Below are 25,281 nucleotides of genomic sequence, written 5' to 3' on the forward strand. Positions count from 1 at the left end.
CGCTCGCTTTTTTCAATTCAAATGGCTTCAAACGCTTGATCTAAGTCTGCCATGATATCATCCATATGCTCGAGACCTACAGATAAGCGTAGTAACGTATCCGACACACCCATCTTCTTGCGATCTTCTTTCGGCACAGCAGAGTGTGTCATCGTCGCGGGGTGCTGCATGAGCGTCTCCGCGTCCCCTAGACTGACCGCCAACTTAATGAGCGATAAATGATTCAGCAACTTCTGCGCATCTTCTTTTCCACCTTTAATCGTAAATGAAATCAATCCCCCACCCATTTTCATCTGCTTCTTCGCAATCTCGTACTGTGGATGCTGATCGTCAAACGGATAGAATACTTCTTCTACTTTCGGGTGCTTCTGTAAATAGTCAAAAATAATCTTGGCATTGGCCGAATGTCGATCCATTCGAATAGGCAATGTCTTAATGCCGCGTAACAATAGCCACGCATCAAACGGTGAAATGATACCACCGAAATCTTTTAACACTGTACCTCGAATCTTCGCCATCTCGTCTGCATCTTTACCTACGAGCAGCCCTGCGATCACGTCACCGTGTCCATTAATGTATTTCGTCGCGCTATGAAGTACATAATCTACGCCGAACGTCAACGGTGTTTGGATGTAAGGTGAGCAGAATGTATTATCCACTACCACTTTCAAATTATGACGCTTGGCTACATTGACTACCGCCTCGAGATCAACCAGCTCCATCGTTGGATTAATTGGAGTTTCTACATATATACATGTAGTCTCAGGCTTCACAGCTTTCTCAATCTCTTGTTCCGTTCTCATAGAAATTAAATCATGCGTGATCATATACTTCTCTTCTAATATTTTTAAGAATCCGAATGTGCAACCATAAATCCCACGCGAGCAAATTATATGATCATTCGCCTTCGTCAAATGAACGAGCACCGAACTGACCGCTGCCATACCTGAAGCAAATGCGAGACCTGCTGCGCCCTCCTCCATTTTAGCAATACGGTCTTCAAGCACCGCGACCGTCGGATTTCCTAAACGAGAATAAATATTCCCCGCTTCTTCACCCGCAAAACGCCGCTCGCCTTGTTCAGCCGAATCAAATACATAGGTTGAGGTCTGATACAGCGGCACCGCCAGACTTCCTTGATGATCCTTGTCGTCGTAACCTTCATGAATCATCGCCGTCTCTTTGTGCCAGTTGTTATTCTTCTTCATGCTGATTCCTCCTTGTTATAACGTATTCATGTCTTAATGAAAGCGCTTTACTACAGTGTACATCGATTGTTTGAAAAACGAAAGAGCATGAACTTCCATCTATTATAAATTGAATAAAGATATTTGTAACTAGTTAAGAAACGCTGATTTCTGTTCCAGGTGGAAGAGCCGTAACGAAGAACGGCTTTTGCGAGTAAAAGCGAAGTGTTAGGAGCACATCTTTGCACTTGCCACCTTCCACAACAATCCGCTACTTGTTGTAGTAATTATCGTTTAAAAAAACTGAAGTACATTCTCTTAATTCAACTTCTAAAAATGAAATGCTTGACCAATAGTCAATAAATTGGTATGCTATGCTTTGTGTAAAATATTCGCAGCAGTTATGTGTTCTATTTTGTCCAGTCTATTCCTTTTTTCAAGGTGCACCACGTAACCTCGAGGCTGCAGGGGCGAAGTTGCAAGATTATAGAATGGCAGATGGATTGAACATATCTGGTCTTATTTTACAACAAAATAAAACCAACAGAGGAGGAGTCTCTCATGGCTCGATATACAGGTCCATCTTGGAAACTGTCACGCCGTTTAGGTATCTCACTAACAGGCACTGGTAAGGAAATTGAAAAGCGTCCATACGCACCAGGACAACACGGTCCAAACCAACGTAAAAAACTTTCCGAATACGGAATGCAATTACAAGAAAAACAAAAACTACGCTTTATGTACGGAGTAAACGAACGTCAATTCCGCACACTTTTCAACAAAGCTGGTAAAATGCAAGGTATTCACGGTGAAAACTTCATGATCCTTCTTGAAGCTCGCCTAGATAGCGTTGTTTACCGCATGGGTCTTGCACGCACTCGCCGTGCAGCTCGTCAGCTAGTCAACCACGGTCACATCTTGGTAGACGGCAAGCGCGTTGACATCCCTTCATTCGCAGTTAAGCCAGGTTCTGAAATCTCTCTTCGTGAGAAATCTCAAAACTTGACTGCTATCGAAGAAGCACTAGAAGTGAACAACTTCGTTCCAGACTTCGTAACTTTCGATAAAGATACGAAAAAAGGTACATTCGTACGCCTTCCAGAGCGCGGCGAGTTAGCTGCTGAAATCAACGAAGCATTGATCGTTGAATTCTACTCTCGTTAATAACAAGGAAACCCCGTTGACTGAGATATTTATCTCGGTTGGCGGGGTTTTATTAACTATAAACCTTATTTAGCCTAGAAACCATTGTGTTCTTAAAACCTTTCATTCTTTACCTATTACTAAACATTACTTATACGCAACAATGTCTTCAGGAAGCGAGATGAAGTCATGACTGATACACTTACCGGACGGAAAAGTTAGAGGTCACAGTTGAATCAATCCAACAGCTAATTCCTTACATTGGTGGAGCATTAGCCACTTCTTATTTCTTCGTAAAGCAAACAAAGCGTTTTAAACAACTAGAATCATTTTATCAAGAAGTTTCTGATCAAATCTTAAAATTTGACAATAAGATTCTATTTATTCAAGACCAAGATGAAGACTACCTAATAGCTTTGTTCAAAAAACTCAATGAATAATAAATGTATCAGGTTCCGACTCATATGATTCTGTCGTACCTCCAACGATCGTACGACTTTCATATTCTCCTATTCATTCAAATATAATCACTTAGGAGGTGTTTTATTTGGATGGTAATAAAAGATTGGCAGTCGAACTTGCTAAGGCTTTAATCCAGAATAACCATGTAAAGCCGGTTTTCAATAAGAGATACGATAGCGATGCAAACATCATTGTATACACCATTGAAGAAAACGAGTTTTCCTTTAACGATATCGTATTGCATTTTGAAGAGTGTCTAAAGAAATCTAAAGAATATCACTAGAGCCTTGAATGGCTCTTTTTCTCATGAAAATACACCTTACTTTGTAGGGTTTTTTTCGGTGCAGTATATGCAATTGTATCTTAATTCCCTTTTTCAGTAATATCTCCTTTGAATAAGATGTTATCTATTTATTTAGAGTACCTGCACACCAAACTTTCATAACTTGTTTAAACACTCGTGATTGCTCTTCACCCTATTTTATATTTATCAATTTTCTTCAGTAATCATACTTATCCATCTCAACCTCAAATACGTCTTTAATCTCTTGAGAAGCCACCCCACCATAATGAACATAACCCGTCTCCGGCCAATAAACTGATCGCGTCATAGTCCCATCTACTAACTCAATTCCGAAAAACACTCGCTTGCCTTCCAACGCACGCCTATCTGGTTCATACGACATTACCAGCAACTCTTCAATCAGTTGCTCCGCATGCTCATCCGTAAACTCCCCAATGAACGATAAATCTTGCTCACTTTGTAAAATAACCCGCTGTACTCTCCCTTTAATATCTAAAAAATCCCCAACCGTCTCAGCAGTATCCGATTCAGTTACTTCGTATACTTTACCGTCCGCTATAATTCGAAATGCAGGATCATACCCCTTCATTGCGAATAATTTCGTCCCTTTTGACAAGTAAGCAGCATCTCCATTTTTAGACTGATGATTGGCATCCGCGTGACCATCCAACATATACTGCACTTCTCCTACTTCTCCAGCAGTTTCCCAATCTTTTTCAAGCTCATTTATTTCATAGTTCGCTCCATACGTCGTATCATTCCATTTCACAAAATCTACCCAGTCAATAATCGTGTTCTGCGAAGATGGATTGAAAGAGCAAGCTGTCAGCGACAATAAAATGGGAAGTAGTAGCATTCGTTTTCTCATAATTCTCCACTCCTTTTGAACGTAGACGTAGTTTTTGGCTTCAAGTTACAAAATACCACCAGGTTAGCTTTGCACACTATATAGAGCTGAGAAGCAAAAAGGATACTAGGTGTGCAAATTTTTTCTCAGTAAAAAATGAACTACGAAATATTAGACGTCGAGATGCTTCTCGACAATATCTTTATTCTTTAATTCTTTAATTCTTTAATTCTTTAATTCTTAAGTTCTTTGGTTATAGGCCGTACCAATATGATACGGTGTGTCGTTTCACATTGGTACGCTCCTTCGTTTCTAGATGATACGTCCGTTGTACCATTTTGAAACGTGCCAAAAAACTATATTTACATGTATTTTTTATTATGTAACGTGAAGAGGCAATCCTTCTTTGTGAGGCGTTAATAGAACAAATAAAAAGAACGTCCCTCTAAAGGACGCTCCGAATTATTATTTAGCAAAAAATAACATTTCTGCTGTTTACGATCTATCTTCCGCAATTGAAACATATTTCACGTCTCTATAAAAGAAACAATATAACGTCCCTTTACTATCAGTAAAAACAATATCATTGCTTCGGGAATTTGTTGCTATCCCTAAAGCATCTTCTGGATCTGCCGCTTCAATGATTCTTACAATACTTTCAGCGCCTGCAAAGTGGTAATGTACTCTGTACTTTTTCAAACTTCTCACTTCCCTCTATCTACAGTATTCGACATAGAGAAGGAAAACCCTTTTATGTTGAGGATGTTAGCGCTATGTTTTCAGATTATCTTGAACGTTCAGGATTGTCATTACGCAAACAATTTCTTTAGAACGCTATTGATTACGAATATATGTTCTGTACAAGTCATGTGAACTATGATATGATACAAAACAAATGTAAAGTAATTACATCTCAAGTATGCATCTTTTGTAAAAATGTAGGTATAAAACAAAAGGAGGATTTCCATGACAGATCGTGAACTTCTTGAACTCTTGGTAGACAAAGTAAGCAATATGGAGCAAGATATTTCTTCTCTTAAGACCAATATTTCCATAATCAAAGAAGAACAAATATCTATGAAGCAAGCTATTTCCGAACAAGTTGTAAGGTCTGTTGCCAATAGCCAGAAAATCGATACGTTCTCTGAACAGATTTTATTCAACAAAGTAAAATCAGATGATATGCGTAAGACTCAGCGCTTACTAAACGACCACGACACAGATATTCGCATAATCAAAAAGTTGTTAACTAAATAAAAACGTATTATTTTACAGTGCTTATGTATCAAACTTCTCCGTTCGTTCAAGCGAATATGACTGTTTTGCATAGGCACTTTTTATGATTCCTGCTATCCATAATAGTTTTTATTTCTAACGCAAAAAAGACACCTCCGAAGAGATGCCCTTTCATCCAATATTAATTGCGCAACTTATCATAAATTCGGTCCATAATACTGACCAAAAAACCTTCATGCTTATTTAAAGCGGCTGATGCAGCTTCAACGATATTTTCGGATCGCATAGCGGTCGCTTGCTTATTCGCTACGTTCCACAGTGTAAAAGCTTTGACCAATTCTTGATGCTCAATCGCGAAAATGTCAGGAGGTGTTTCTTCTTTCATGGTGGTCGCTACCCTAGAAAATAGCTTTGCGGTGCGTTTAACACCTTCTGGGCTATTCTCTTCCACCGCATCGATCATTTCATTAATCGCGTCGCCTATTAAACCTAACGTCATCGCGTACATCATATACTCTTTTTTCAATTCATGATCTCCCAGTTAAACAAACTTCACCATACTATATTTCTTTTTCCCACGTCTCACAATGATGAATGCGTCCTCCAAACGTTGCTCCGCCCCTACTGTGAAGGCTGTATCTGTAATACGCTCGCCATTAAAGGAAATCGCACCGTTTGTTACGTCTTCACGTGCCTGGCGTTTCGATGGAGATACACCCGCTTGCACGATGAAATCGACGATGTTTTGATCCGCTTTTTCCATTTCTACAGTCGGTACATCTTTAAACGCATCTTTCATTTCGGCAGCAGTCAATGCTTTTAAATCACCGCTAAATAGTGCTGCAGAAATACGTAGTGCTTGATCAAGTGAGTCTTGACCGTGAACTAAGCGCGTCATTTCTTCTGCCAACGTCTTTTGTGCCTTACGTAAATGTGGCTCTTCTTGTACGGAGATTTCAAGGGCTTCGATTTCTTCACGACTTAGGAATGTGAAGATTTTTAAGTATTTCACAACGTCCGCGTCTGCTGCGTTGATCCAGAATTGGTAAAACTCATATGGAGAAGTTTTCTTTGCATCGAGCCATACCGCGCCGCCAGCAGATTTACCGAACTTCGTGCCATCTGCTTTTGTTACTAATGGAATCGTAAATCCGTATGCTTGTACTTCTTCATCATGCATTTTACGGATGACTTCTAGACCTGTCGTGATATTCCCCCACTGATCTGATCCACCGATTTGCACGCGGCAATTATGGTGATCATATAAGTGGTTGAAGTCCGCACCTTGCATCAACATGTACGAGAATTCCGTGAAGGAAATCCCTTGATCTAAACGAGACGCAACATTATCTTTTGCTAGCATGTAATTGACGCTTAGCAATTTACCGTAGTCACGCAAGAATTCGATCAATGACATGGAACCGATCCAGTCATTATTATTAACAAGTTTTGCGCCATTTTCTGTTTGGAAATCAAAGATCATTTCTAGTTGTTTTTTAATTCCACGAACATTATCGTCTACTTGATCCGTCGTTTGCAATTGGCGTTCTTCAGAGCGTCCTGATGGATCCCCGATCATCCCTGTAGCGCCACCGATCAATAGAATCGGCTGGTGTCCGTGTAACTGGAAGCGACGCAGTGTCAGCAATGGTACGATATGACCGATGTGCATACTATCTGCTGTCGGGTCTACCCCACAGTAAAGAGAAATCTTCTCGTCTGTTAGAAGCTTCTCAAGACCTTCTTCATTCGTCTGCTGGTATAGCAAACCTCTCCAACGTAAATCATCCATTAATTCATTCGACATGTTCTATTTCCTCCTATTTTCAACATAAAAAGTCCCCACACGATCAGTAAATGATCATGCAGGGACGTTAGTTGAGTAATTCATAACGCGGTACCACCCGGCTTGAGAGTAGATACTCTCCGGCTTTGAGGCGCGGGTAACGTTGCGCAAAACGTACACTCCAAAACTGTAATTCATGTATAGTGCACCGAACAGCTTCCACCAACCGCTGTCTCTCTAAAACGGAACTCACTACCACTACTTCGGTTTTTTCGACATGTAATTTCGTATGAGTTCAATTTTACCCAACTTCCAATGAAAGTCAACAATTATTGCATATTTCCTTTTGAATCTGTGATATAATGAGAAAGATTTTTGGGGGGAGAAAACTTTGAATAACGAAAAGAATAATAGAATTAAGCAACTTGAAGATAAGTTTGAACAAGCGAAAAAAGAGCCTTGGGCCAAAAAACTTCGCATCGGAACCGGCGTACTTTGGAACTTGTTTATTTTACTCATGATCTTCGCCGTCATTGGGGCCGTATTTGCGAGTTCAGTTGGTGCAGGATATTTCGCTTCTCTCGTTGCGAAAGAACCGTTACGTACTAAGGAAGAACTTCGGGATCAAGTGTTTAATTATGAAGAAACATCTGAAATGTACTTTGCAGACAGTGTTTATCTAGGCAAGATTAACTCGGACATCGAGCGCCGACAAATTACGCTAGATAAAGTTTCACAGTATGCATTGGACGCTGTTCTGGCTACTGAAGATGAGTACTTTGAAGAACACAAAGGTATCGTGCCTAAAGCGATATTCCGCGGCGTATTCCAAGACGTTACGAACTCAGACAGTCAAACAGGTGGATCGACACTCACTCAGCAATTAGTGAAAAACCAAATTTTGACGAATGAAGTTTCATATGAACGTAAAGCTAAAGAAATCTTGTTGGCTATGCGCTTAGAACATTTCATGACGAAGGACGAAATACTAGAAGCGTACTTGAACATCATTCCTTATGGTCGTGATGTTTCGGGACAAAATATTGCCGGCATTGAAACAGCCGCACGTGGAATCTTCGGCATTAAAGCCGCTGAGTTAAGTTTACCGCAAGCTGCGTATATTGCGGGTATTCCACAAGCTCCTTATACATACACGCCATTCTACAGTAAAAACCAAGGTATTAAAGAACGGGAAAAACTTATGCATGGTGTCAACCGAATGAAAACGGTATTGTTCAGGATGCGTGATGCAGGGTATATAACGGATGCAGAATGGAAGGAAGCAAAAGCTTACGATGTAACGAAAGACTTTAGACAACCTTCACGCCGTGCAACGGAACGTTATCCGTATGTCACACAGGAAATCCAAAATCGCACAATCGACATTTTAGCTAAAGTATTGGCTGAAAAAGATGGCATTGACGCGGACCGTTTTGAGGGAGATTCCAAGATCAAGGAAAAGTATGAAATTATGGCGGATCGCTCGATGCGAACAGACGGCTATCGGATCTACTCTACTATCAATAAAGAGCTGTATGACAAAATGAATGAAGTGGCTGATAGCTTCCGATACTACGGCTATACGTATACGTCTGAAACAGTAGATGAAGAATCAGGCAAAACGATTACTAAAGAAAATCCTGTTCAAGTCGGTGCTTCTATGATCGAGAACCATACGGGGAAAGTACTTTCATTCGTCGGTGGACGTGATTACGAACTCGAAGCATTGAATCACTCTACTCAAGCTTACCGACAAAATGGATCTTCCATGAAACCATTATTGGTTTACGCACCTGCCATTGAATATGGTGTAATTGGTGCGGGTAGTCCGCTAGTCGATGTAAAATTTAGACGAGGCAACTACGCACCTGGCAACTATTTCGACCGTGAGCTTGGTGTATTGCCAGCCCGTGAATCCCTGGCTCGTTCACAAAACTTATCTACTATACGTCTATATGACCAGATTATAGATAGAAATCCAATTGATTTCCTTAAGAAAATGAAATTTACAAATGCTACGGATCAGGCAGGCAGCGGTCTTTCTGCATCATTAGGTACGATGGATGTCACTGTTGAAGAAAACACAAATGCTTTCGCTACATTTGCCAATGGTGGTCAATTCATCGAATCGTATATGATTGAACGAATTGAAGACATGAAAGGTAATATAGTATTTGAACACAAAGCGGAACCAGTCGAAGTGTTCAGCCCGGAAACTTCTTATATCATCACAGATATGATGCGTGATGTATTAAAAGGGAACGGTACGGCTGCAAGATTGCCTGGCTTGATGAATTTCCGTCCGGATTTAGCTGCTAAGACGGGAACATCCCAGAATTACGGAGACGCTTGGCTAGTCGGCTATAATCCAAATGTATCGCTTGGTGTTTGGATGGGTTATAAAAACAGAAATACCCCGTTATACCACGGCTACAACAGTGGTCAAATGCATCCATCAGAACGGACAGCAAGATTGTACGGACAATTGATGAATACTGCCAATACCGTGATACCAGAAACGATTAAAGCAAGAGATACCTTTAAGCGCCCTAACGGCGTCGTCACACGTTCATTCTGTGGCATTTCGGGACTTGCTCCTTCCAAAGCTTGTTCAGCAGCTGGACTCGTCCGATCGGATTTATTTAATTCGAAAAAGATGGTGCCGACAAAAGTGGATGACAGTATAGTTTCGTCTTCGGCCGTTCGAGTGAATGGTAAACTCTATCAGGCGTTAGCTTCTACTCCACGTGAATTTGTCACATCAGGAGGAATTGGCGTAACTACTGAATATGGCAAGCGCATGCTCGGACGTTTGGGCGGAGATGCTTCCAAACTACTTGCAGGTCGTGGTGCTTATTCAAACAGTGTCGCAGGATCAACCTTCCCTGCAGACAATGTGCCACCTGCAGCCGTATCAGCAGGACAAAATGGTTCAGTTCTTACATGGACTGGCTCCTCTTCAAATGATGTAATCGGTTATTACATTTATCAAAACGGTGCCAGAATCGGTACAGTTCGTGACGGAGCTTCCAGATCGTATAAAGTCGGATATGGTTCATATTACGTGCGTGCAGTGGATATTACTGGCCTACTATCAGGGCCTTCGAACACGGTAACCAATGCTGCACCAAAAGCAGAGCCGAAACCAGATATGAATTCTGGAACAAAACCAGGAACGACAACTCCAGAAACGAAGCCCGATGCAAAGCCAGATACAGAATCTGAATCAAAGCCGGAAACTAAACCGGAAGCTACACCAGAACCAAAACCAGAAACAAAGCCAGAAGTTACACCGGAGCCAAAGCCGGATGCGACTCCTGCAGCAAAAGAATAACTCACAAACCGGATTACCATTTTATAATGTAATCCGGTTTTGTTTTGTCTATAAAGGTTTTTGCCAGTGCGAATGGAAAACCGTCATCTCTTATTCGTTGCGACTCCTTCCTCTCTCCACTTATTATGTACGGCTCCAAATATAATTACCGACAATTCAGTGATTATAATGATAATAATATACTTTTCCACCCTATCAATTGTATACTTAACAGAGAGCAACACGTGCTGAACTTACAGCTAGTACTTGAGCGTACAACGGATAGAAATATTAGGAAGAGGTGAACTGTGTGGAACATAAAAAGACCTACTTTTCCAGATCATTTCCGCATGACGAAGGTGAACTGGTGATTGAAGGGCCTGTTTCACCAGAGCGACTGGCATCGTTTGAATTTCACGAAGGATTGAAAGCATTCCGTCCATCTAAACAACAACAAGAAGCATTGGTGAAAATCGCTGCGTTTCCTGAAGGCCGGATCAATGTAGCGAGAATCAATAATATGGTTGTTGGGTATGTTACGTTTCTATATCCCGATTCACTCGAACGCTGGTATGAAGCTGAATTGGCCAACTTAATAGAACTAGGCGCCGTCGAAGTAGTTGCTGCTTATCGCGGCGCACGTATCGGTAAATCCTTACTGGAATTATCGATGTTGGATGATGCTATGGAAGATTATATTATTATTACGACTGAATATTATTGGCACTGGGATTTAAAAGGAACTGGTTTGAACGTATGGGATTATCGCAACATGATGGAAAAAATGATGCGTGCAGGTGGCATGGAATTTTTCTCCACTGACGATCCCGAAGTTTGCTCCCACCCTGCCAATGCATTAATGGCGAGAATCGGAAAAAGAGTTGATCAAGAATCCATCGAACGCTTTGATCGTGTGCGCTTCAAACATCGTGTTAATTACTGAAAGTGAGGAATGATCATGCTAATACAGGACATTATGAAAAAAGACGTAATTACGCTTAATTCTACGCATACGATTGCAGATGCGGTACAACTGATGAAGGAGAAACGTATCCGCCACATCCCGATTGTAAAAGATGGGCGGATAGAAGGACTGGTTACAGACCGTGACGTCAAAGAAGCTTCTCCTTCGAGCATTTCGGAGAGATTGGAACCTTCACTTTATGAAACAACACTCGATAAAATTATGAAAACCGATTTATTAATCGGACATCCGCGGGACTTTGCGGAAGAAGCTGCGTTAATGTTTTATACGTATGAAATTGGTTGTTTACCCATCGTGTCTAACTATCAGCTAGTCGGAATTCTAACTAAAACAGATTTACTCTATAACTATATTGAATTAACGGGTGCCAATCAGCCAAGTTCACATATTCAAATCCGCGTTCCAAACACGCCCGGTATTTTATACGAAGCATCTAAAGTATTTCATGATCACAATACGAACGTGCTCAGTGTACTAGTTTATCCTTATCAAGATAATGAAGAGTACAAAATTCTAGCGATCCGCATCAAAAGAATGAACCCTCTCCCGATCATCGAAGGATTGAAATCGCAAGGATTCGAAGTTCTTTGGCCAAGCGAACCGGAGATGGGCGTATGAAAAAACAAGCGAGTTTTATCTTTTCTCCTGACCAACTAAACTATGAATTTTCGGATACCCATCCTTTTAATCAAAAGCGAATCATTTTGACAAAGGATTTACTAGATGAAATGAATACCATCAAGCCTGATGAAATTGTCATTCCGCGCACAGCCACAGACGAAGAATTGCTTCTGGCTCATGACGCAAAGTATATCGAAATTGTAAAAAAAGCGAGTAAAGGGGATGTCAGCGAAAATATTGGTAGTATCTACGGAATCGGTACGGAAGATACACCATTCTTCACTGGCATGCATGAAGCGAGTGCACTACTCGTGGGCGGTACACTTACAGCAATTGAAGAAGTAATGGAAGGTCGTTCAAGATATGCGCTGAACCTCGGCGGCGGCTTGCATCACGGCTTCCAAGGGAAAGCTTCTGGCTTTTGTATTTATAACGATAGTTCAGTAGCTATCAAATACTTACAGCAAAAATATGGAGCGCGCGTATTATACGTAGATACCGATGCTCACCATGGTGACGGCGTGCAATGGACGTTTTACGATGATCCAAATGTTTGTACATTCTCCATCCATGAAACAGGTCGCTACTTGTTTCCCGGGACAGGAAATGTGACAGAACGAGGAAATGGTGCAGGTTATGGTACGTCATTCAACTTCCCTGTAGATGCATTTACGGAAGACGAATCTTTCCTACATATTTATAAAACTGCCTTGCGTGAAGTAGCAGAACACTTCAAGCCAGACGTTATTCTAACCCAAAATGGAGCAGATGCGCACTACTTCGATCCACTCACGCATCTGTATAGCACAATGAAGATCTACGAAGAAATTCCGAAACTAGCAAAAGAACTCGCAGAAGAATTCTGTGACGGGAAATGGATCGCAATAGGCGGTGGTGGATACGATATCTGGCGCGTAGTACCACGTGCATGGTCGCACCTATGGCTCACTATGAAAGACATCCCAACACCAACCGGACGACTTCCAGAAGCCTGGTTAAACAAATGGCAACCCGAATCCCCAGTTCCCCTTATTGAGACGTGGGAAGACCCTGTGGACCTATACGAACCAGTCCCTCGTAAAAATGATATCAACGAAAAAAACGAGCAAATGCTAACGAGAGCTTTGCACGTCATTCGTAAATCCTAATAAAAAGCAACTTATCGCGAAGATAAGTTGCTTTTTGTCTTTATATTATTCAAAAATAAGATAGTAGTGTTTTAGGTTCAGCACACAACACCAGTACATCTTCGTTGCAGGCGACAACTCCTACTTTACTTCTTAACCGACTGCCGCTCTTCCAAATAATAAGGTAGCACAACCTCGGTCTCTTCCACTTCTTCCTTATTCATCAACTTCGTCAACAAACGCATCGATACGGCACCCAGGTCATACAATGGCACGACAATCGCAGTCAACTGCGGACGAACAATACGCGCAAGAATAGAGTGTTGGAAACAAATGATCTCTAAATCCTCAGGAATTCTAAGATCCTCATCCCGCACACCATTCATAATACCAATTGCAACTTCGTCACTACTCGTCATAACAGCCGTCGGTCGATCAGAAAGCTTCCCTAGCACATTCCAACTTTCGTACGCATCGTCATACGTATTGTCAGTTTCCACGATCAATGACTCATCAATCATCATCCCCGCTTCTTCCAACGCTCGAATATACCCAACACGCTTGCACACACGATTAATGTCCCGTGTAAACGGTCCCGAAACAAACGCAATACGCTTGTGGCCATTGTCGATCAACTTCTTTGTTACTTCATATGCGGCCTGTTCATGATCAATATTGACAGAGGGTAAATTGGTTTCAAAATCCAACGTCCCTGCCAAGACGATTGGAACATTCGCTGTTTTCATTTCTTTACGTACTTCAGGTGAAATAGAATCACTCATGAAGATCAGTCCGTCTACTTGCTTACCTAAATGATCTTCAAACAACTCAACTTCTCGAGATGTACTCTTGTCCGAGTTGGAGATGATGATATTGTACTCATACATCGTGGCAACGTCTGCAATCCCTCTGGATAGCTCTGCGTAGTAACTCTTGGACATATCAGGGACAATTACTCCGATCGTCGTAGTACGCTTGCTGGCCAATCCACGAGCGACGGCGTTTGGCCGGTATCCCAATCGTTCAATACAGTCCAATACTTTTTTGCGAGTCGCCGGCTTCACGTTTTGATTGCCGTTCACTACACGTGAAACCGTTGCCATCGATACGTTCGCTTCTCTTGCTACATCGTAAATAGTGATCGCCATTTTTGCTCCTCCTGTCTTTATTCTTTACTAGTATACCGTGTTCTACTGGACTTTTGTGTTTTTCTGTGCAGAATTCTGTCATTCTATACAGAAAAACACCGACCTTTACTAATAAAGGATCGGTGTTGGATGTTTTAGATCGTTTGGTGTGTGTTCATGAAGCGAGTAATCTCTTCATAGAACTTGTCAAACTGCTCAATATCCATTTGCTGCGCTGAATCCGATAATGCTACGGCTGGGTCAGGATGAACCTCTGCCATAACGCCGTCTGCTCCTACTGCAATTGCTGCTTTCGCTGTCGGAAGCAATAAATCTTTACGGCCAGTGGAGTGTGTAACATCCACGAATACCGGTAAGTGCGTTTCTTGCTTCAAGATGGGAACAGCAGAGATGTCCAGCGTGTTTCGAGTTGCCGTCTCATATGTACGAATTCCTCGCTCACATAGCATAATCTCCGTATTACCTTTAGATATAATATATTCAGCTGCATTGACGAACTCAGAAATCGTTGCAGACATTCCACGCTTTAGAAGTACTGGCTTATTGACCATTCCAGCTTCTTTCAGCAATTCAAAGTTCTGCATGTTACGTGCACCGATTTGGATCACATCGATGTATTCGAGTGCTTCCTCCAAGTGTGATGGTGTAATGATTTCTGTGACGATAGAAAGTCCAGTTTCATCTGCAACTCGCTTGAGAATTTTTAAACCTTCCAGGCCTAAACCTTGGAAATCATATGGAGATGTACGCGGCTTGTAAGCTCCTCCACGAATCATCGTTAATCCTTTTGCTTTGATTGACTTTGCTACTGCCAACACCTGTTCGTAAGATTCTACTGCACAAGGTCCAAATACGAAAGAAGGATGTCCATCTCCGATTTTATGGCCGTTTACGTCAACAATCGTGTCTTCAGGCTTTTTAGTACGGGATACGAGCAATGCATTCTTCTGCTCATCTTGTTGTACTTCAAGTGCTGACATGAAAATAGATTTAAATACCTGTTCAAGGATACCGTCTGGTAAAGGACCATGGTTTACCTTCTTCAAGACGTTGAGCATCTCGCGTTCGCGAACCGGATCATATCTATTAACACCTTGCTTTTCTTTTAACTTACCAATTTCTTGGATAACGCCTGTACGTTCATTGATCAACTTAAGGATATCTAAGTTCAACTGATCAATAGTACCTCTCAACTCACCTAAATCTTGCTTGCTCATAATACCTGTCTCCTCCCCGTACATATCTTCCTTTTCTAACACCGGAATCTATGGTACATTTTTATATAATAGACCTAGTATAATGAATACTCTTAGAAAAGTCACGCAATTTCATCGAATAAATAAATATTCACTATTTTCGCATAGAAAAAAACTTGAAAAGAGGTTGGAAATCCTGGTTACTAAGTTATTCGCTCTTGATATCGGGACTCGCTCGGTTGTGGGCATTATACTGGAAGAACAGAATGATTCATTCCATATTGTAGACTTGATTTCAAAAGAACATAAAGAGCGATCGATGATTGATGGGCAAATACATAATATTTTAAGCGTCGCATCCATTATTCAAGAAATTAAAGAAGAATTAGAGCAAATTCACGGTCCCCTGAAACGTGTCAGTGTTGCAGCAGCTGGTCGTTCATTGAAAACAGCAGAAGGAACTGTAACGGTGGATATTTCAGATCGTACTTTAATTTCAAAAGAAGATATTAACCGATTGGAATTATCAGCTGTCCAACATGCACAAGAAAAATTACTATCCGCTCATCAATCGCAAGAGGATGATCATTATTACTGCGTTGGTTATTCTGTCTTATATTATAAATTGCAAGATGAAAAGATTGGTAGCCTTATAGATCAAACTGGGAAATCAGCGACCGTAGAAGTCATTGCCACATTCTTGCCACGAGTAGTTGTGGAATCCTTACTCGCCGCGTTAAAGCGTGCCGATTTGGAAATGGAAGCTTTAACACTTGAGCCGATCGCTGCTATTCATGTGCTCGTTCCCCCTTCCATGAGAAGATTGAATATCGCATTAGTCGATATCGGGGCTGGCACGTCAGATATTGCCATTGTCAGGGAAAATACCGTGACAGCTTATGGAATGGTACCTGTTGCAGGAGACGAAATGACCGAAGCACTAAGTACACACTATTTGCTTGACTTTCCTTTAGCTGAACAAATGAAACGACAAATCCTTGAACACGATGTCTTGACAGTTCATGACATTTTAGGATTTAGACAAGAAATACCTTCAGAAGAAGTGATTGATGTCATCAGACCGTCAGTGAAACATCTCGCGTTGTCCATTGCGAATGAAATCAAACGATTGAATCATAACTCACCTCCACAAGCCGTGATGATTGTTGGAGGTGGAGGATTAACTCCTACTCTGACAAAAGAAGTGAGTACGCAACTAGATCTTCCTGAAAACCGGGTAGCTATTCGAAGTCTCGATGCGCTTTCAGGGGTCACATTCTCTGATCAGATTGAAGCCTCTCCTGCACTCGTTACACCGATCGGGATTGCGATCGCAGCGCAAAGAGCTCCGATTCATTACATTTCTTTAACAGTCAACGACCAATCCATTCGATTGTTCGAGCTAAAAGAGCTTACAGTAGGCGATACATTGCTGGCGGCTCGCATTACCGCTCGTCAATTATATGGTAGACCTGGACTTGCACTAACTGTAAAAGTAAATGGACAGTGGAGAACACTTCCTGGCGAGCACGGCTCTTCTACGACCATCTTGTTAAACGGCACTGAAGCCGGCACTAAGGATCGTGTTGGCAATCTAGATAGCATTGAGCTATTGTTCGGTAAAGACGGCACAGACGCCTCAGCGACAGTCAGAGACTTGGTAGAGGCGCCTGAATCCATTCATTATCAGCTGGACGGGGTAACTCAGAAGATTACAGGTCAAATTTTGCTGAATGGAAAGCCCGTTACAATGGATACTAAGATTGCTGATCGGGATGAACTGACAGTGAATCCAGCGAATAGAATACAAGATGTAATCACGTCTCCTGTAAGTCCGTGGACAGAGCCGTTCACAATTACATGGAACGGAACTCCCCACCGTCTGAGGAAGCGTGAGACCATTTATACCGTAAACGGACAAGAAGTCTCAGACGATTATCAGATTCACGCAAACGATATCATAGAGACGTATCAGCCTTCTTTTCTTTCATTGAAAGAAATAGCGAAGGATTTGGATATCATTCTAGAAGAACGTGCCGATGTTACATTCAATGAAGAACCTGTGGTGATTACAAAACAACGAACTGCTACTTATGTAAACGGACAACTGGCGAGTCTTGACTACCAAGTACAATCTAACGACAAGGTGGAGTTCAAGTCCTTACCCAGCTCTCCTATACTATTCAGTGATATTTTTTCATTCACTGATTTTTCATTACCCTCTCACTCTACTGCCAACTATCGATTATTGCGTAATGGTGATTCCATTCGCTTCAATGAAATAATATTCGGTGGAGATCAACTAGAAATTATATTCGAATAAAAGCTACGCTGTGCAGAAAAACCGCACAGCGTAGCTTTTTCCTATGACTCTTTTATCTAAGGGTACGCATAGAAAAACCTTCCCGTGAAGGAAGGTTTTCGCTATTATTTAGAATGGACTTTGTTGTTGTTTGAAGATGAGTTGTTTGCTTTAGACTGATTAGTATCCTTTTTAGCAGAAGTATCTGCTTTAGGAGTTTTGTTGTCTTTGTTTTGGTTTGACGATTTGACAGCTTTAACTTGATCTTCAGTTTTGTTTGAAGCATCTTTTACTTTTGAAAGTTCTCCAGATTTTTCATTGTTTTCTTTTGCACTTTTATAATCAGTTGCTTCTTCCCCTTCAGATGATACCGTACCATCATCCATTGGAATGCTAGCTTTTGATGTAGCAGATTTCACTTTATCTACTAGCTGTCCTGATTGCTCTTGTAAGTTATGAGATAGCTCAGAAGTCTTCTCTCTTGCAGCTGTAGTGAAAGCTGTAGTTTTTTCTTTTGCTGTATCCGTAAAGTCAGCTGTGTAATCTTTTGCCGCACTGGATAACTCCACCGCTTTACCTTTTGCCGTTGAGCTTAATTCAATACTCTTATCTTTTAATTGTGAAGCTTGCAAAGTTAAATCTTCTCGCATTTCACGGCCCGTCTTCGGTGCTAAGAATAATGCTGTCGCGGCTCCGATTACTCCACCAATGATTGCGCCCGCAATGAAACTACCTGTGCCGCTACTATCTTCATCATACAGATCATTTGTTGAACGATATGTGTAGTTTGCTGGGTATTGTGGCTGTCCATAAGTATTTGAATAGTTACCTTGGTTATCGTTATAGTTTGGTTTGTTTTCTGTCATTTTTTATTCCTCCTGTGAATTAACTGTTTTTTGTACATTTTAAAGGAAAATGCTTGTACTAGGAGCGCGATTTGTACACTGTCCAACCAGCAGACTTTTCGGGTTGCCGTTCCTTTACCTGATCATATAGACCAACTGCAACAGTTCCCCATTGTACTACTTGCGCGATTTTGTCACTGTTTTGTTCGGCTTTGGTAGTTACTGAGCTGGAAATCCGGTGAACGGACTGATTGAGCGTGTTCACTGAGTCACCTACTCCTTTTACTGCCTCCACCACAGTGTTCAGCTTGTCCGCTTTTCCTTGTAAATCTTCGGCCAGCTGATTGGTTTTTTGAAGAAGCTGCGTACTCTCTGTAGTCACTCCTTCTAATTGCTTTGATAAGCCATCTACTGTATGCGAGACACTTTGTAATGATGTCTTTAACGACCCCAGCGTCATCGCTAGACTTACACAAAGAATAAGAAATGCGATTGCAGCAATCACTGCTGCAACGTAAAGTAAATTGATCACTTACGTAATCCTCCTAGTGCATATTCTTACGAAAACTTTACCCTTCTTTCAGAGTTTCTAAACTTTTCGTCCTATATTCCTGTTCGACATAACTAGTTGATATCCTTTATCGAAACGAATAAATTTTAAAGAAAATGAGAAACAGCCCTCTCATAAAGATTAGGCTGTTTCTTCTTTCGTGATATCAGACTTAAATTGTTTTAAATATAACTGGATATCTCCAGCTCCCATAAATAAGATTACAGAATTTTGATGTGCTTCTAAATCTGACATATCTTCTATTTTCAAATGTTGGGAATTAGGAATTTTATCAATTAAATCATGAATCGTTAAATTTCCTGATTGCTCTCTTGCCGATCCGAATATATCACATAAATACACATGATCTGCTTCAGAAAGACTATCTGCAAATTGATTTAGCAACGCAGCTGTTCTGCTAAATGTATGCGGTTGGAATACCGCAATTATTTCACGGTTCGGATATTTTTGACGTGCTGAATCCAATGTCGCGCGGATTTCAGTAGGATGATGTGCATAGTCGTCGACGATGACACGGCCATCTAATTCCATGATAGTAAATCGTCTTTTCACGCCCGTAAACGTCGCAAAACGTTCATTTACAATTTCAGCTGGAATATTTTCATAATGACATAGTGTAATAACACTTAAAGCATTTCGAATAGCATGGTCGCCTGTCAACATAATTGTGAAACGATAATAAAATTCATTTCGGATGAACACATCAAACGAGCAGCCATTTTGATCTTTTTCAATATTCGCTGCGTAGAAATCATTGGATGAATCCAAGCCATAATAGACAATTGGAACCTGACATTGGAGTTTCTGAAGATTATCGTCATCACCGCAAGCGATTAACGCCTTCTTCACTTGACTCGCCATCTGTCCGAAAGCGTCTAGAATATCATCCAAACTTGTGAAGTAATCCGGATGATCGAAATCAATATTCGTCATGATAGCATAGTCTGGATGGTATGCCAAAAAGTGACGTTTATATTCACATGCTTCAAATACAAAGTTCTCCGCATTCTCGACACCTTTACCTGTACCGTCTCCAATTAAGTAAGAGGTTGGCGCAAAGCCACCCAATACATGCGCAAGCAAGCCCGTTGTAGATGTTTTACCATGCGTTCCCGTAACCCCGATGGAAGTAAATTGTTCCATATAGTCGCCAAGGAAGTCATGATAACGAATAACCTCTATCCCTAGTTCTTCTGCGCGTAGTAATTCAGGATGATCATCTTTAAATGCATTTCCCGCAATTACTTTCATGCCCGGCTGAATATTATTTTCGTCAAATGGCAAAACTTTTATATTTCGTTCATGTAAGGGATCTTCTGTGAAAAAGTATTTTTCTACGTCTGAACCTTGAACTTTATAAGAAGAGTCATGTAGCAACTGGGCAAGGGAACTCATTCCTGATCCTTTTATACCAGTAAAATGTAACAATGTCATATTGAAACCTCCCGGGAGTTCTTTCATCCCACTTTTTATCTTCAACCGTCTAATAATAGACCAGAAGATTATTTCTTGTTATAGAATATCATGCGCTCGATCAAATCTTTAGATCCGAACTATGAATTCATTATTTCATGAAGCTTTCAAATGCTTGTTCCGTCAAAAAGACGTCGCGCGCTTTGCTCCCTCTTTGCTCAGATATAAATTGATTCGCTTCCATTCGGTCGATCAACTTTGCCGCTCGGTTATACCCGATGCTGAAATGGCGCTGTAACGACGAGGTAGATGCACTCCCCTGCTCGATGACAAAATTGCAGGCCTGCTCAAATAACGGGTCCGATTCTTCTTCTCGGACAGCGGCCGCCAGCAAATCATCTTGGCCGAATAAATAATTCGGTTCTGCTTCATTACGAACATGTTCTATTATACGCTCGATTTCATCATCCGTGACAAATGTCCCCTGAAGACGAACAGGAGCCGATTGGCCATTGCCTAAATACAACATATCTCCTTTACCAAGTAAACGATCTGCCCCTACCGAGTCCAAAATCGTTCTTGAATCCACTTGTGAGGACACAGCAAACGCTATACGAGTCGGAATGTTGGCTTTGATCGTTCCGGTAATGACATCAACAGAAGGCCGCTGTGTCGCAATGATTAAATGAATACCACAAGCTCTAGCTTTTTGTGTGATTCGACTGATCGACACTTCGACATCTGCAGGCGCCATCATCATTAAATCCGCTAACTCATCAATCACTACTAAGATATAAGGCATCTTTAAAGAGAAACGTCGTGATTCCATGACCATTTCGTTATAGCGTTCAATATTACGTACGCCGGAATGCGCAAACAGTTCATAGCGTCTTTCCATCTCATTGACTGCCCATTTCAATGCGCCAGTCGCTGCTTTTACATCTGTAATAACCGGACTCAACAAGTGAGGAATACCATTGTATGGTGCCAGTTCTACCATTTTCGGATCAATGAGTAATAGTTTCAGATCATGATGCGAAGCTTTATACAGCAAACTGATTAGTATAGAGTTGATACAGACGGATTTACCGGAACCTGTTGCACCCGCTATCATTCCGTGTGGCATCTTCCGTAGATCAATCGTTTGCGGCTCCCCTGTCAAGCTCAGTCCGAGTACTGCCTCTAGAGGTGAGTCTGAATTCATAAACGGATCACTATCAATAACCTCTGAAATTCGAACAGCACGTGTTTTACGATTCGGGATTTCAATACCAATCATACTTGTACCTGGAATTGGTGCCTGAATACGAATATCTCTAGCGGCCAAAGCCAATTTTAAGTCGTCGGTAAGATTTCGAATTTTACTTACCTTTGTCCCCTGCTTTACCGTTAACTCAAACATTGTGACTGCAGGACCTTGCACAGCTTGAACAACAGAAGCTTGTACAGAGAAATGAGAAAGCGTTTCTTCTAACGTAGCAGACTGCGACGCAAGCCACTCTTCATCTATGATTTCTTCTTCCGGTGGCGCTAAATAGTGCATCGTCGGGAATCCATAATGTGGTAGTTCTTCCTCAATTATTTCCTCTTCAGGTTCTTCTACAATTGTTTCAGAAGTCGTCGCGACCACTTCTGTAACTTCAACATCAGATTCTACTGCAATGGATACGGGTTCTTTAATGGATGCTAATTCCTCCATGCTCGCTTCTACACTATTTTTCTGTTGTTCTGGCAGTACCGGTTGTATATCTTCTACCGCTTCAGATTGTTCCGCCATGCTGTGTTTGTGATCAGATTCTATTTCAATTGGCTCTTCTACCACAATTTCTTTCTTCGCTGCATTAGCTGCAATTAACTCTTCTACTCTTGCCGCTAATTTTTCTTTATCAGATTTAAGCATCAACACATTAAATGGGACCACTTTTTCTTTCTTAACTGGTTGTGCTTGTTCTTCAATATCATCTATTTCAGATTCTACTTCATCCGATTCTATTACTTCTATCTCTTCTTCCATTTCTTCTATTTCTTCTTCAACCGTAACAGTTACTGGTGCTTCTGAATCTACTGCAATTTCTTCTGGTTCAGTTGGATTATTATGCTTTTCTACTTCTGTTTCTACTTCTGTTACCAATTGAGTTTGCTCTACATCTTCCGTATGCGCAAAGACTTCCTGCGATTCTTCTGGTTCCACAATTGTTACTGCAGCTTCTAACTCTACAATTGTTTCTTCGGCTTCTTCTGTTCCTTCGATTTCATCATGCACATCGTCGTGTTCAGCTACTTCAACTAACTCTTCTTCTATCACTGGTATTTCTTCAGTCTGCTCTACTAGTTGGTTAGCTTCTTCAGATACTTCTAATTTAGATTCCTCTACTTTTTGAGTGTGTTCTTTCGCCGAGGACACCTCAGACTGTCTTTTTTCTGAAGAACTAGCAAATAGTGGTGTTTCATTTGATTGTTGATTGGAAATCAAGGATAATGGCAATTCCTCGTCATGATTTTCTAATTGATCGTGCAATTCTTGGTCTTTCGTATCTTTCTTTTCTATAACCGATTCCATAGCCTCACTGATTGGAGAACTAGTGTGCAATCCATAGATAGGTGAAGGCACATGTGTAGGCGAAAACGGCTTTCTAAATTTCTTCGGTTTCTCTACCTTCACAGGTTCTTCCTTTTGGCGAGATGTTTCCTCTAATTCAGGACGCTGTGATTCATAGGGTTCAATCCGTTGCGGCTCTGTGTGCAGCGTACGTTCATGCTTTCTCCCAGAAAACGGAAGAGGTAATGGATTGGACGTAGGTGGAATGATATGAGCAAAATCCCGTTTCGCTTCTGCACGGTAGACATTTCCACTTCGCTCAAAACGACCTGGCCAACGTTCATTCTGTTCCAAAGGAAGTATTTCATATATGTCTTCTTCTGCTACATCTTTTTGCACATAATCTTTTGTATATTCATCATGATGGATCTGTGGTTCCCATCCGTAAATTTCATAGTCAGAAACTATCGGAAATCGAAAGTTTGTTTTTTTATTTTCATCAAATTCTTCATTTTTGTTTTGGTTTTCATTATTTTTTACAATGTTATTTTCAGTAGTTGTTTGTTCTTTTAAAGGGTTATCTTTTTCAGTGCCTTCTTGCATTTGCTGAAGGCGTCTCTTCATATTCCGTAGCCAACTCAAATATATCACTCTTTTCATATCAATCATTTCATTTTAACAGGTTACCTGTGGGGAAATCAAACAGTTCTATGTACTTTTTGTATAAAATGATCATTTGTAACCCTTTGTAACAATAATACAAAAAAGCTTTTGCCACAAGCTAAATGAGCCTTGTGCAAAAGCTTTTTACTATGGATATATTTTCAACTTACGCTTCGAAAGCTTCTCCGACTTTTCGATCGTCCTCTAATACGAGGATTCCTTTTGCATCGGGTGCATCTTGCAGATCGAGTTCTTTAGCAGAACAGATCATACCTGATGAAGCAACGCCGCGTAGTTCCGCATCACGAATAATCATACCTGAAGGCATTACAGCGCCTACTTTTGCTACAACCACTTTCTGTCCAGCTTCCACATTAGGAGCACCACAAACGATTTGTAGTGTTTCCTCCCCTACTTCTACTTGGCAGATGTTCAATTTATCTGCATTTGGATGCTTTTCTTTTTCAGCCACATAGCCTACAACGAATTTTGGAGTGAAATCCAGTTCCAATTCCAAATCTATGTCGTTTTTCTTTAATGCTTGTTGTATTTGTTCGCCAAGCTCTTCTGTCAGTTCTACTTGCCCTACTGCTGAAACAGTGAAATAACTAGATGCATCAAATAAATTGAACGCTACTACAGTTCCTGTCTCTTCATTTTTGATCAATGTAACATTGTTTTTTCTTTCAGCAGTGAGAGCTGTCGGTCTTTCTGTTGTAAGTTGAACGAATAATACGTCGCCAACACCTTCTGGATTATAAAATATATTCATTTCTTCTTTTCCCTTCTTGCCAATCTATTTTTTGCCATAATGAAAATAGGTTCAAGCTTACCATCTTCATAAATGAAAGACAATGACGTGACTGGTACAGCGCCTGTTGTGAAAAACTGCATGGCAATTTGTGCCACGACATCATACCCTGTGTCATTTCGGATATCTCCGATGATCAACACGTCTTGGTGAGGGACAGAAACGACCATATGACCTTCGATTTTCTGTTCCATTTCTTTCATGAATGGCTGATTCAATATTCTGCTCGCATCATAGCCATCGTTATTGTTGATGAAGTAGAAAATATTATCCGATACGATATCCTGCTTATAAGCTGTCGGCAACGCCTTCACTTTAAACATGGCGACCTCTTGTATTTCCTGTTCTGTCATCTGCAAATCGGACAGCATACCGTGATCGATCAAGCGATACGTGTTTCCTAAGTCTAGCGCATAGAAAATCCGTGTTTCGGCTGTATGATCTTTCTTTAAGAAAGCTTGTCCAGCAGAACTTTCCGTTGGGAATGAAGTCGATCGGATGACAGGATAGATCGTGTTTTCTCCTGCGAACCCTTTTGCTTGCTCTTGCTCCATTGCAAGAAAAGTCTCACGGACGGTATACACCACTTCATCGATTGCGCGTTCTTTTTTCTGCTCATACTTAGATAAAATTTCAGGTAATGAAATATCCATACCTTTATGAAGAGTATGATGGACAATTCGCAATTTGTCTGCTTTTCGGTCAAATTGCCAATCAAAGTTCTCTTTAGGTAAGCGTTTCTTTAGTTCTTCTACCAAATCTTCAGCTTCCATTCGTTAACC

The 25,281-nt window shown here is 41.0% G+C and carries 21 protein-coding genes; 8 read left to right on the forward strand and 13 right to left on the reverse strand.

Annotation, left to right across the window (positions count from 1 at the left end; translation table 11 throughout):
• Positions 1–17: 17 nt before the first annotated feature.
• Positions 18–1,208, reverse strand: coding sequence for a methionine gamma-lyase (megL, locus tag CSV80_RS03590; protein ID WP_099669623.1), 1,191 nt, complete (start codon positions 1,206–1,208; stop codon positions 18–20).
• 540 nt (positions 1,209–1,748) lie between these two features.
• Between megL and rpsD the strand changes: the two genes are divergently transcribed.
• On the forward strand, positions 1,749–2,351 hold the full coding sequence (gene rpsD / locus CSV80_RS03595) for a 30S ribosomal protein S4 (RefSeq protein ID WP_029052863.1): 603 nt from the start codon (positions 1,749–1,751) through the stop codon (positions 2,349–2,351).
• Between the two features lie 526 nt (positions 2,352–2,877).
• Entirely contained in the window at positions 2,878–3,075 is a 198-nt protein-coding gene (locus tag CSV80_RS03600) for a hypothetical protein (protein WP_099669624.1), read from the forward strand.
• 217 nt (positions 3,076–3,292) lie between these two features.
• Here CSV80_RS03600 and CSV80_RS03605 read toward each other — a convergent pair whose 3' ends face one another.
• Together CSV80_RS03605 and CSV80_RS03610 are read right to left on the reverse strand one after the other, a co-directional pair.
• On the reverse strand, positions 3,293–3,964 hold the full coding sequence (locus CSV80_RS03605; RefSeq protein ID WP_099669625.1) for a hypothetical protein: 672 nt from the start codon (positions 3,962–3,964) through the stop codon (positions 3,293–3,295).
• 474 nt (positions 3,965–4,438) lie between these two features.
• Entirely contained in the window at positions 4,439–4,642 is a 204-nt protein-coding gene (locus CSV80_RS03610; RefSeq protein ID WP_099669626.1) for a hypothetical protein, read from the reverse strand.
• Between the two features lie 267 nt (positions 4,643–4,909).
• Between CSV80_RS03610 and CSV80_RS03615 the strand changes: the two genes are divergently transcribed.
• Entirely contained in the window at positions 4,910–5,200 is a 291-nt protein-coding gene (locus CSV80_RS03615; RefSeq protein WP_099669627.1) for a hypothetical protein, read from the forward strand.
• 160 nt (positions 5,201–5,360) lie between these two features.
• Here CSV80_RS03615 and CSV80_RS03620 read toward each other — a convergent pair whose 3' ends face one another.
• Together CSV80_RS03620 and tyrS are read right to left on the reverse strand one after the other, a co-directional pair.
• Entirely contained in the window at positions 5,361–5,705 is a 345-nt protein-coding gene (locus CSV80_RS03620) for a hypothetical protein (RefSeq protein WP_099669628.1), read from the reverse strand.
• 15 nt (positions 5,706–5,720) lie between these two features.
• Positions 5,721–6,986 (reverse strand): tyrosine--tRNA ligase, encoded by a 1,266-nt coding sequence (tyrS, locus tag CSV80_RS03625; RefSeq protein WP_099669629.1) that lies wholly within the window; start codon positions 6,984–6,986, stop codon positions 5,721–5,723.
• Positions 6,987–7,356: 370 nt separating this feature from the next.
• Between tyrS and CSV80_RS03630 the strand changes: the two genes are divergently transcribed.
• The 4 genes from CSV80_RS03630 (at position 7,357) to CSV80_RS03645 (ending at position 13,032) form a co-directional block, all read left to right on the forward strand.
• A complete protein-coding gene (locus tag CSV80_RS03630) occupies positions 7,357–10,299 on the forward strand; it encodes a transglycosylase domain-containing protein (protein WP_099669630.1) in 2,943 nt (980 codons plus the stop codon).
• 289 nt (positions 10,300–10,588) lie between these two features.
• Positions 10,589–11,221, forward strand: coding sequence for an N-acetyltransferase (locus tag CSV80_RS03635; RefSeq protein ID WP_099669631.1), 633 nt, complete (start codon positions 10,589–10,591; stop codon positions 11,219–11,221).
• A gap of 15 nt (positions 11,222–11,236) precedes the next feature.
• The gene (locus CSV80_RS03640; RefSeq protein ID WP_029052847.1) at positions 11,237–11,881 is read left to right on the forward strand and encodes an acetoin utilization AcuB family protein; all 645 of its coding nucleotides are present in this window, start codon (positions 11,237–11,239) and stop codon (positions 11,879–11,881) included.
• Positions 11,878–13,032 carry an acetoin utilization protein AcuC gene (locus tag CSV80_RS03645; RefSeq protein WP_037561509.1) on the forward strand — a complete coding sequence of 385 codons (1,155 nt, stop codon included), beginning with the start codon at positions 11,878–11,880 and terminating at the stop codon, positions 13,030–13,032. The genes CSV80_RS03640 and CSV80_RS03645 overlap by 4 nt, the downstream gene beginning before the upstream one ends.
• A gap of 125 nt (positions 13,033–13,157) precedes the next feature.
• Here CSV80_RS03645 and ccpA read toward each other — a convergent pair whose 3' ends face one another.
• The gene (ccpA, locus tag CSV80_RS03650; RefSeq protein ID WP_099669632.1) at positions 13,158–14,159 is read right to left on the reverse strand and encodes a catabolite control protein A; all 1,002 of its coding nucleotides are present in this window, start codon (positions 14,157–14,159) and stop codon (positions 13,158–13,160) included.
• Positions 14,160–14,293: 134 nt separating this feature from the next.
• The gene (locus tag CSV80_RS03655) at positions 14,294–15,376 is read right to left on the reverse strand and encodes a bifunctional 3-deoxy-7-phosphoheptulonate synthase/chorismate mutase (RefSeq protein ID WP_029052844.1); all 1,083 of its coding nucleotides are present in this window, start codon (positions 15,374–15,376) and stop codon (positions 14,294–14,296) included.
• Positions 15,377–15,542: 166 nt separating this feature from the next.
• Between CSV80_RS03655 and pilM the strand changes: the two genes are divergently transcribed.
• Positions 15,543–17,678: a pilus assembly protein PilM gene (gene pilM / locus CSV80_RS03660; RefSeq protein ID WP_369802801.1), complete on the forward strand. Its 2,136-nt coding sequence runs from the start codon at positions 15,543–15,545 to the stop codon at positions 17,676–17,678.
• Between the two features lie 104 nt (positions 17,679–17,782).
• Here the strand turns inward: pilM and CSV80_RS03665 are convergent, their stop codons facing one another.
• The 6 genes from CSV80_RS03665 to CSV80_RS03690 all read right to left on the reverse strand — a co-directional run bounded on the left by CSV80_RS03665 (position 17,783) and on the right by CSV80_RS03690 (position 25,272).
• Complete coding sequence (locus tag CSV80_RS03665) at positions 17,783–18,523, reverse strand: YtxH domain-containing protein (protein ID WP_099669633.1); 741 nt, start codon at positions 18,521–18,523, stop codon at positions 17,783–17,785.
• A 58-nt stretch (positions 18,524–18,581) separates the two neighbouring features.
• Entirely contained in the window at positions 18,582–19,034 is a 453-nt protein-coding gene (locus CSV80_RS03670) for a DUF948 domain-containing protein (protein WP_099669634.1), read from the reverse strand.
• A gap of 159 nt (positions 19,035–19,193) precedes the next feature.
• On the reverse strand, positions 19,194–20,507 hold the full coding sequence (gene murC / locus CSV80_RS03675; RefSeq protein WP_029052841.1) for a UDP-N-acetylmuramate--L-alanine ligase: 1,314 nt from the start codon (positions 20,505–20,507) through the stop codon (positions 19,194–19,196).
• A 130-nt stretch (positions 20,508–20,637) separates the two neighbouring features.
• Entirely contained in the window at positions 20,638–23,649 is a 3,012-nt protein-coding gene (locus tag CSV80_RS03680; protein ID WP_233201506.1) for a DNA translocase FtsK, read from the reverse strand.
• Positions 23,650–23,854: 205 nt separating this feature from the next.
• A complete protein-coding gene (gene ytpR / locus CSV80_RS03685; protein WP_099669636.1) occupies positions 23,855–24,460 on the reverse strand; it encodes a YtpR family tRNA-binding protein in 606 nt (201 codons plus the stop codon).
• Positions 24,457–25,272, reverse strand: coding sequence for a DUF1444 family protein (locus tag CSV80_RS03690; RefSeq protein WP_099669637.1), 816 nt, complete (start codon positions 25,270–25,272; stop codon positions 24,457–24,459). Before CSV80_RS03690 ends, ytpR begins: the two co-directional genes overlap by 4 nt.
• Between the last annotated feature and the right edge of the window lie 9 nt (positions 25,273–25,281).

The organism is Sporosarcina sp. P12(2017) (assembly GCF_002743035.1).
In the GTDB taxonomy this organism is placed as follows: Bacteria; Bacillota; Bacilli; order Bacillales_A; family Planococcaceae; genus Sporosarcina; species Sporosarcina ureae.

Coding starts and splice junctions, on each gene's coding strand:
- megL (WP_099669623.1), bottom strand. CDS start 1,208: ATGAAGAAGAATAACAACTGGCACAAAGAGACGGCGATGATTCATGAA.
- rpsD (WP_029052863.1), top strand. CDS start 1,749: ATGGCTCGATATACAGGTCCATCTTGGAAACTGTCACGCCGTTTAGGT.
- CSV80_RS03605 (WP_099669625.1), bottom strand. CDS start 3,964: ATGAGAAAACGAATGCTACTACTTCCCATTTTATTGTCGCTGACAGCT.
- CSV80_RS03615 (WP_099669627.1), top strand. CDS start 4,910: ATGACAGATCGTGAACTTCTTGAACTCTTGGTAGACAAAGTAAGCAAT.
- tyrS (WP_099669629.1), bottom strand. CDS start 6,986: ATGTCGAATGAATTAATGGATGATTTACGTTGGAGAGGTTTGCTATAC.
- CSV80_RS03640 (WP_029052847.1), top strand. CDS start 11,237: ATGCTAATACAGGACATTATGAAAAAAGACGTAATTACGCTTAATTCT.
- CSV80_RS03645 (WP_037561509.1), top strand. CDS start 11,878: ATGAAAAAACAAGCGAGTTTTATCTTTTCTCCTGACCAACTAAACTAT.
- ccpA (WP_099669632.1), bottom strand. CDS start 14,159: ATGGCGATCACTATTTACGATGTAGCAAGAGAAGCGAACGTATCGATG.
- CSV80_RS03655 (WP_029052844.1), bottom strand. CDS start 15,376: ATGAGCAAGCAAGATTTAGGTGAGTTGAGAGGTACTATTGATCAGTTG.
- CSV80_RS03665 (WP_099669633.1), bottom strand. CDS start 18,523: ATGACAGAAAACAAACCAAACTATAACGATAACCAAGGTAACTATTCA.
- murC (WP_029052841.1), bottom strand. CDS start 20,507: ATGACATTGTTACATTTTACTGGTATAAAAGGATCAGGAATGAGTTCC.
- CSV80_RS03680 (WP_233201506.1), bottom strand. CDS start 23,649: ATGAAGAGACGCCTTCAGCAAATGCAAGAAGGCACTGAAAAAGATAAC.
- ytpR (WP_099669636.1), bottom strand. CDS start 24,460: ATGAATATATTTTATAATCCAGAAGGTGTTGGCGACGTATTATTCGTT.
- CSV80_RS03690 (WP_099669637.1), bottom strand. CDS start 25,272: ATGGAAGCTGAAGATTTGGTAGAAGAACTAAAGAAACGCTTACCTAAA.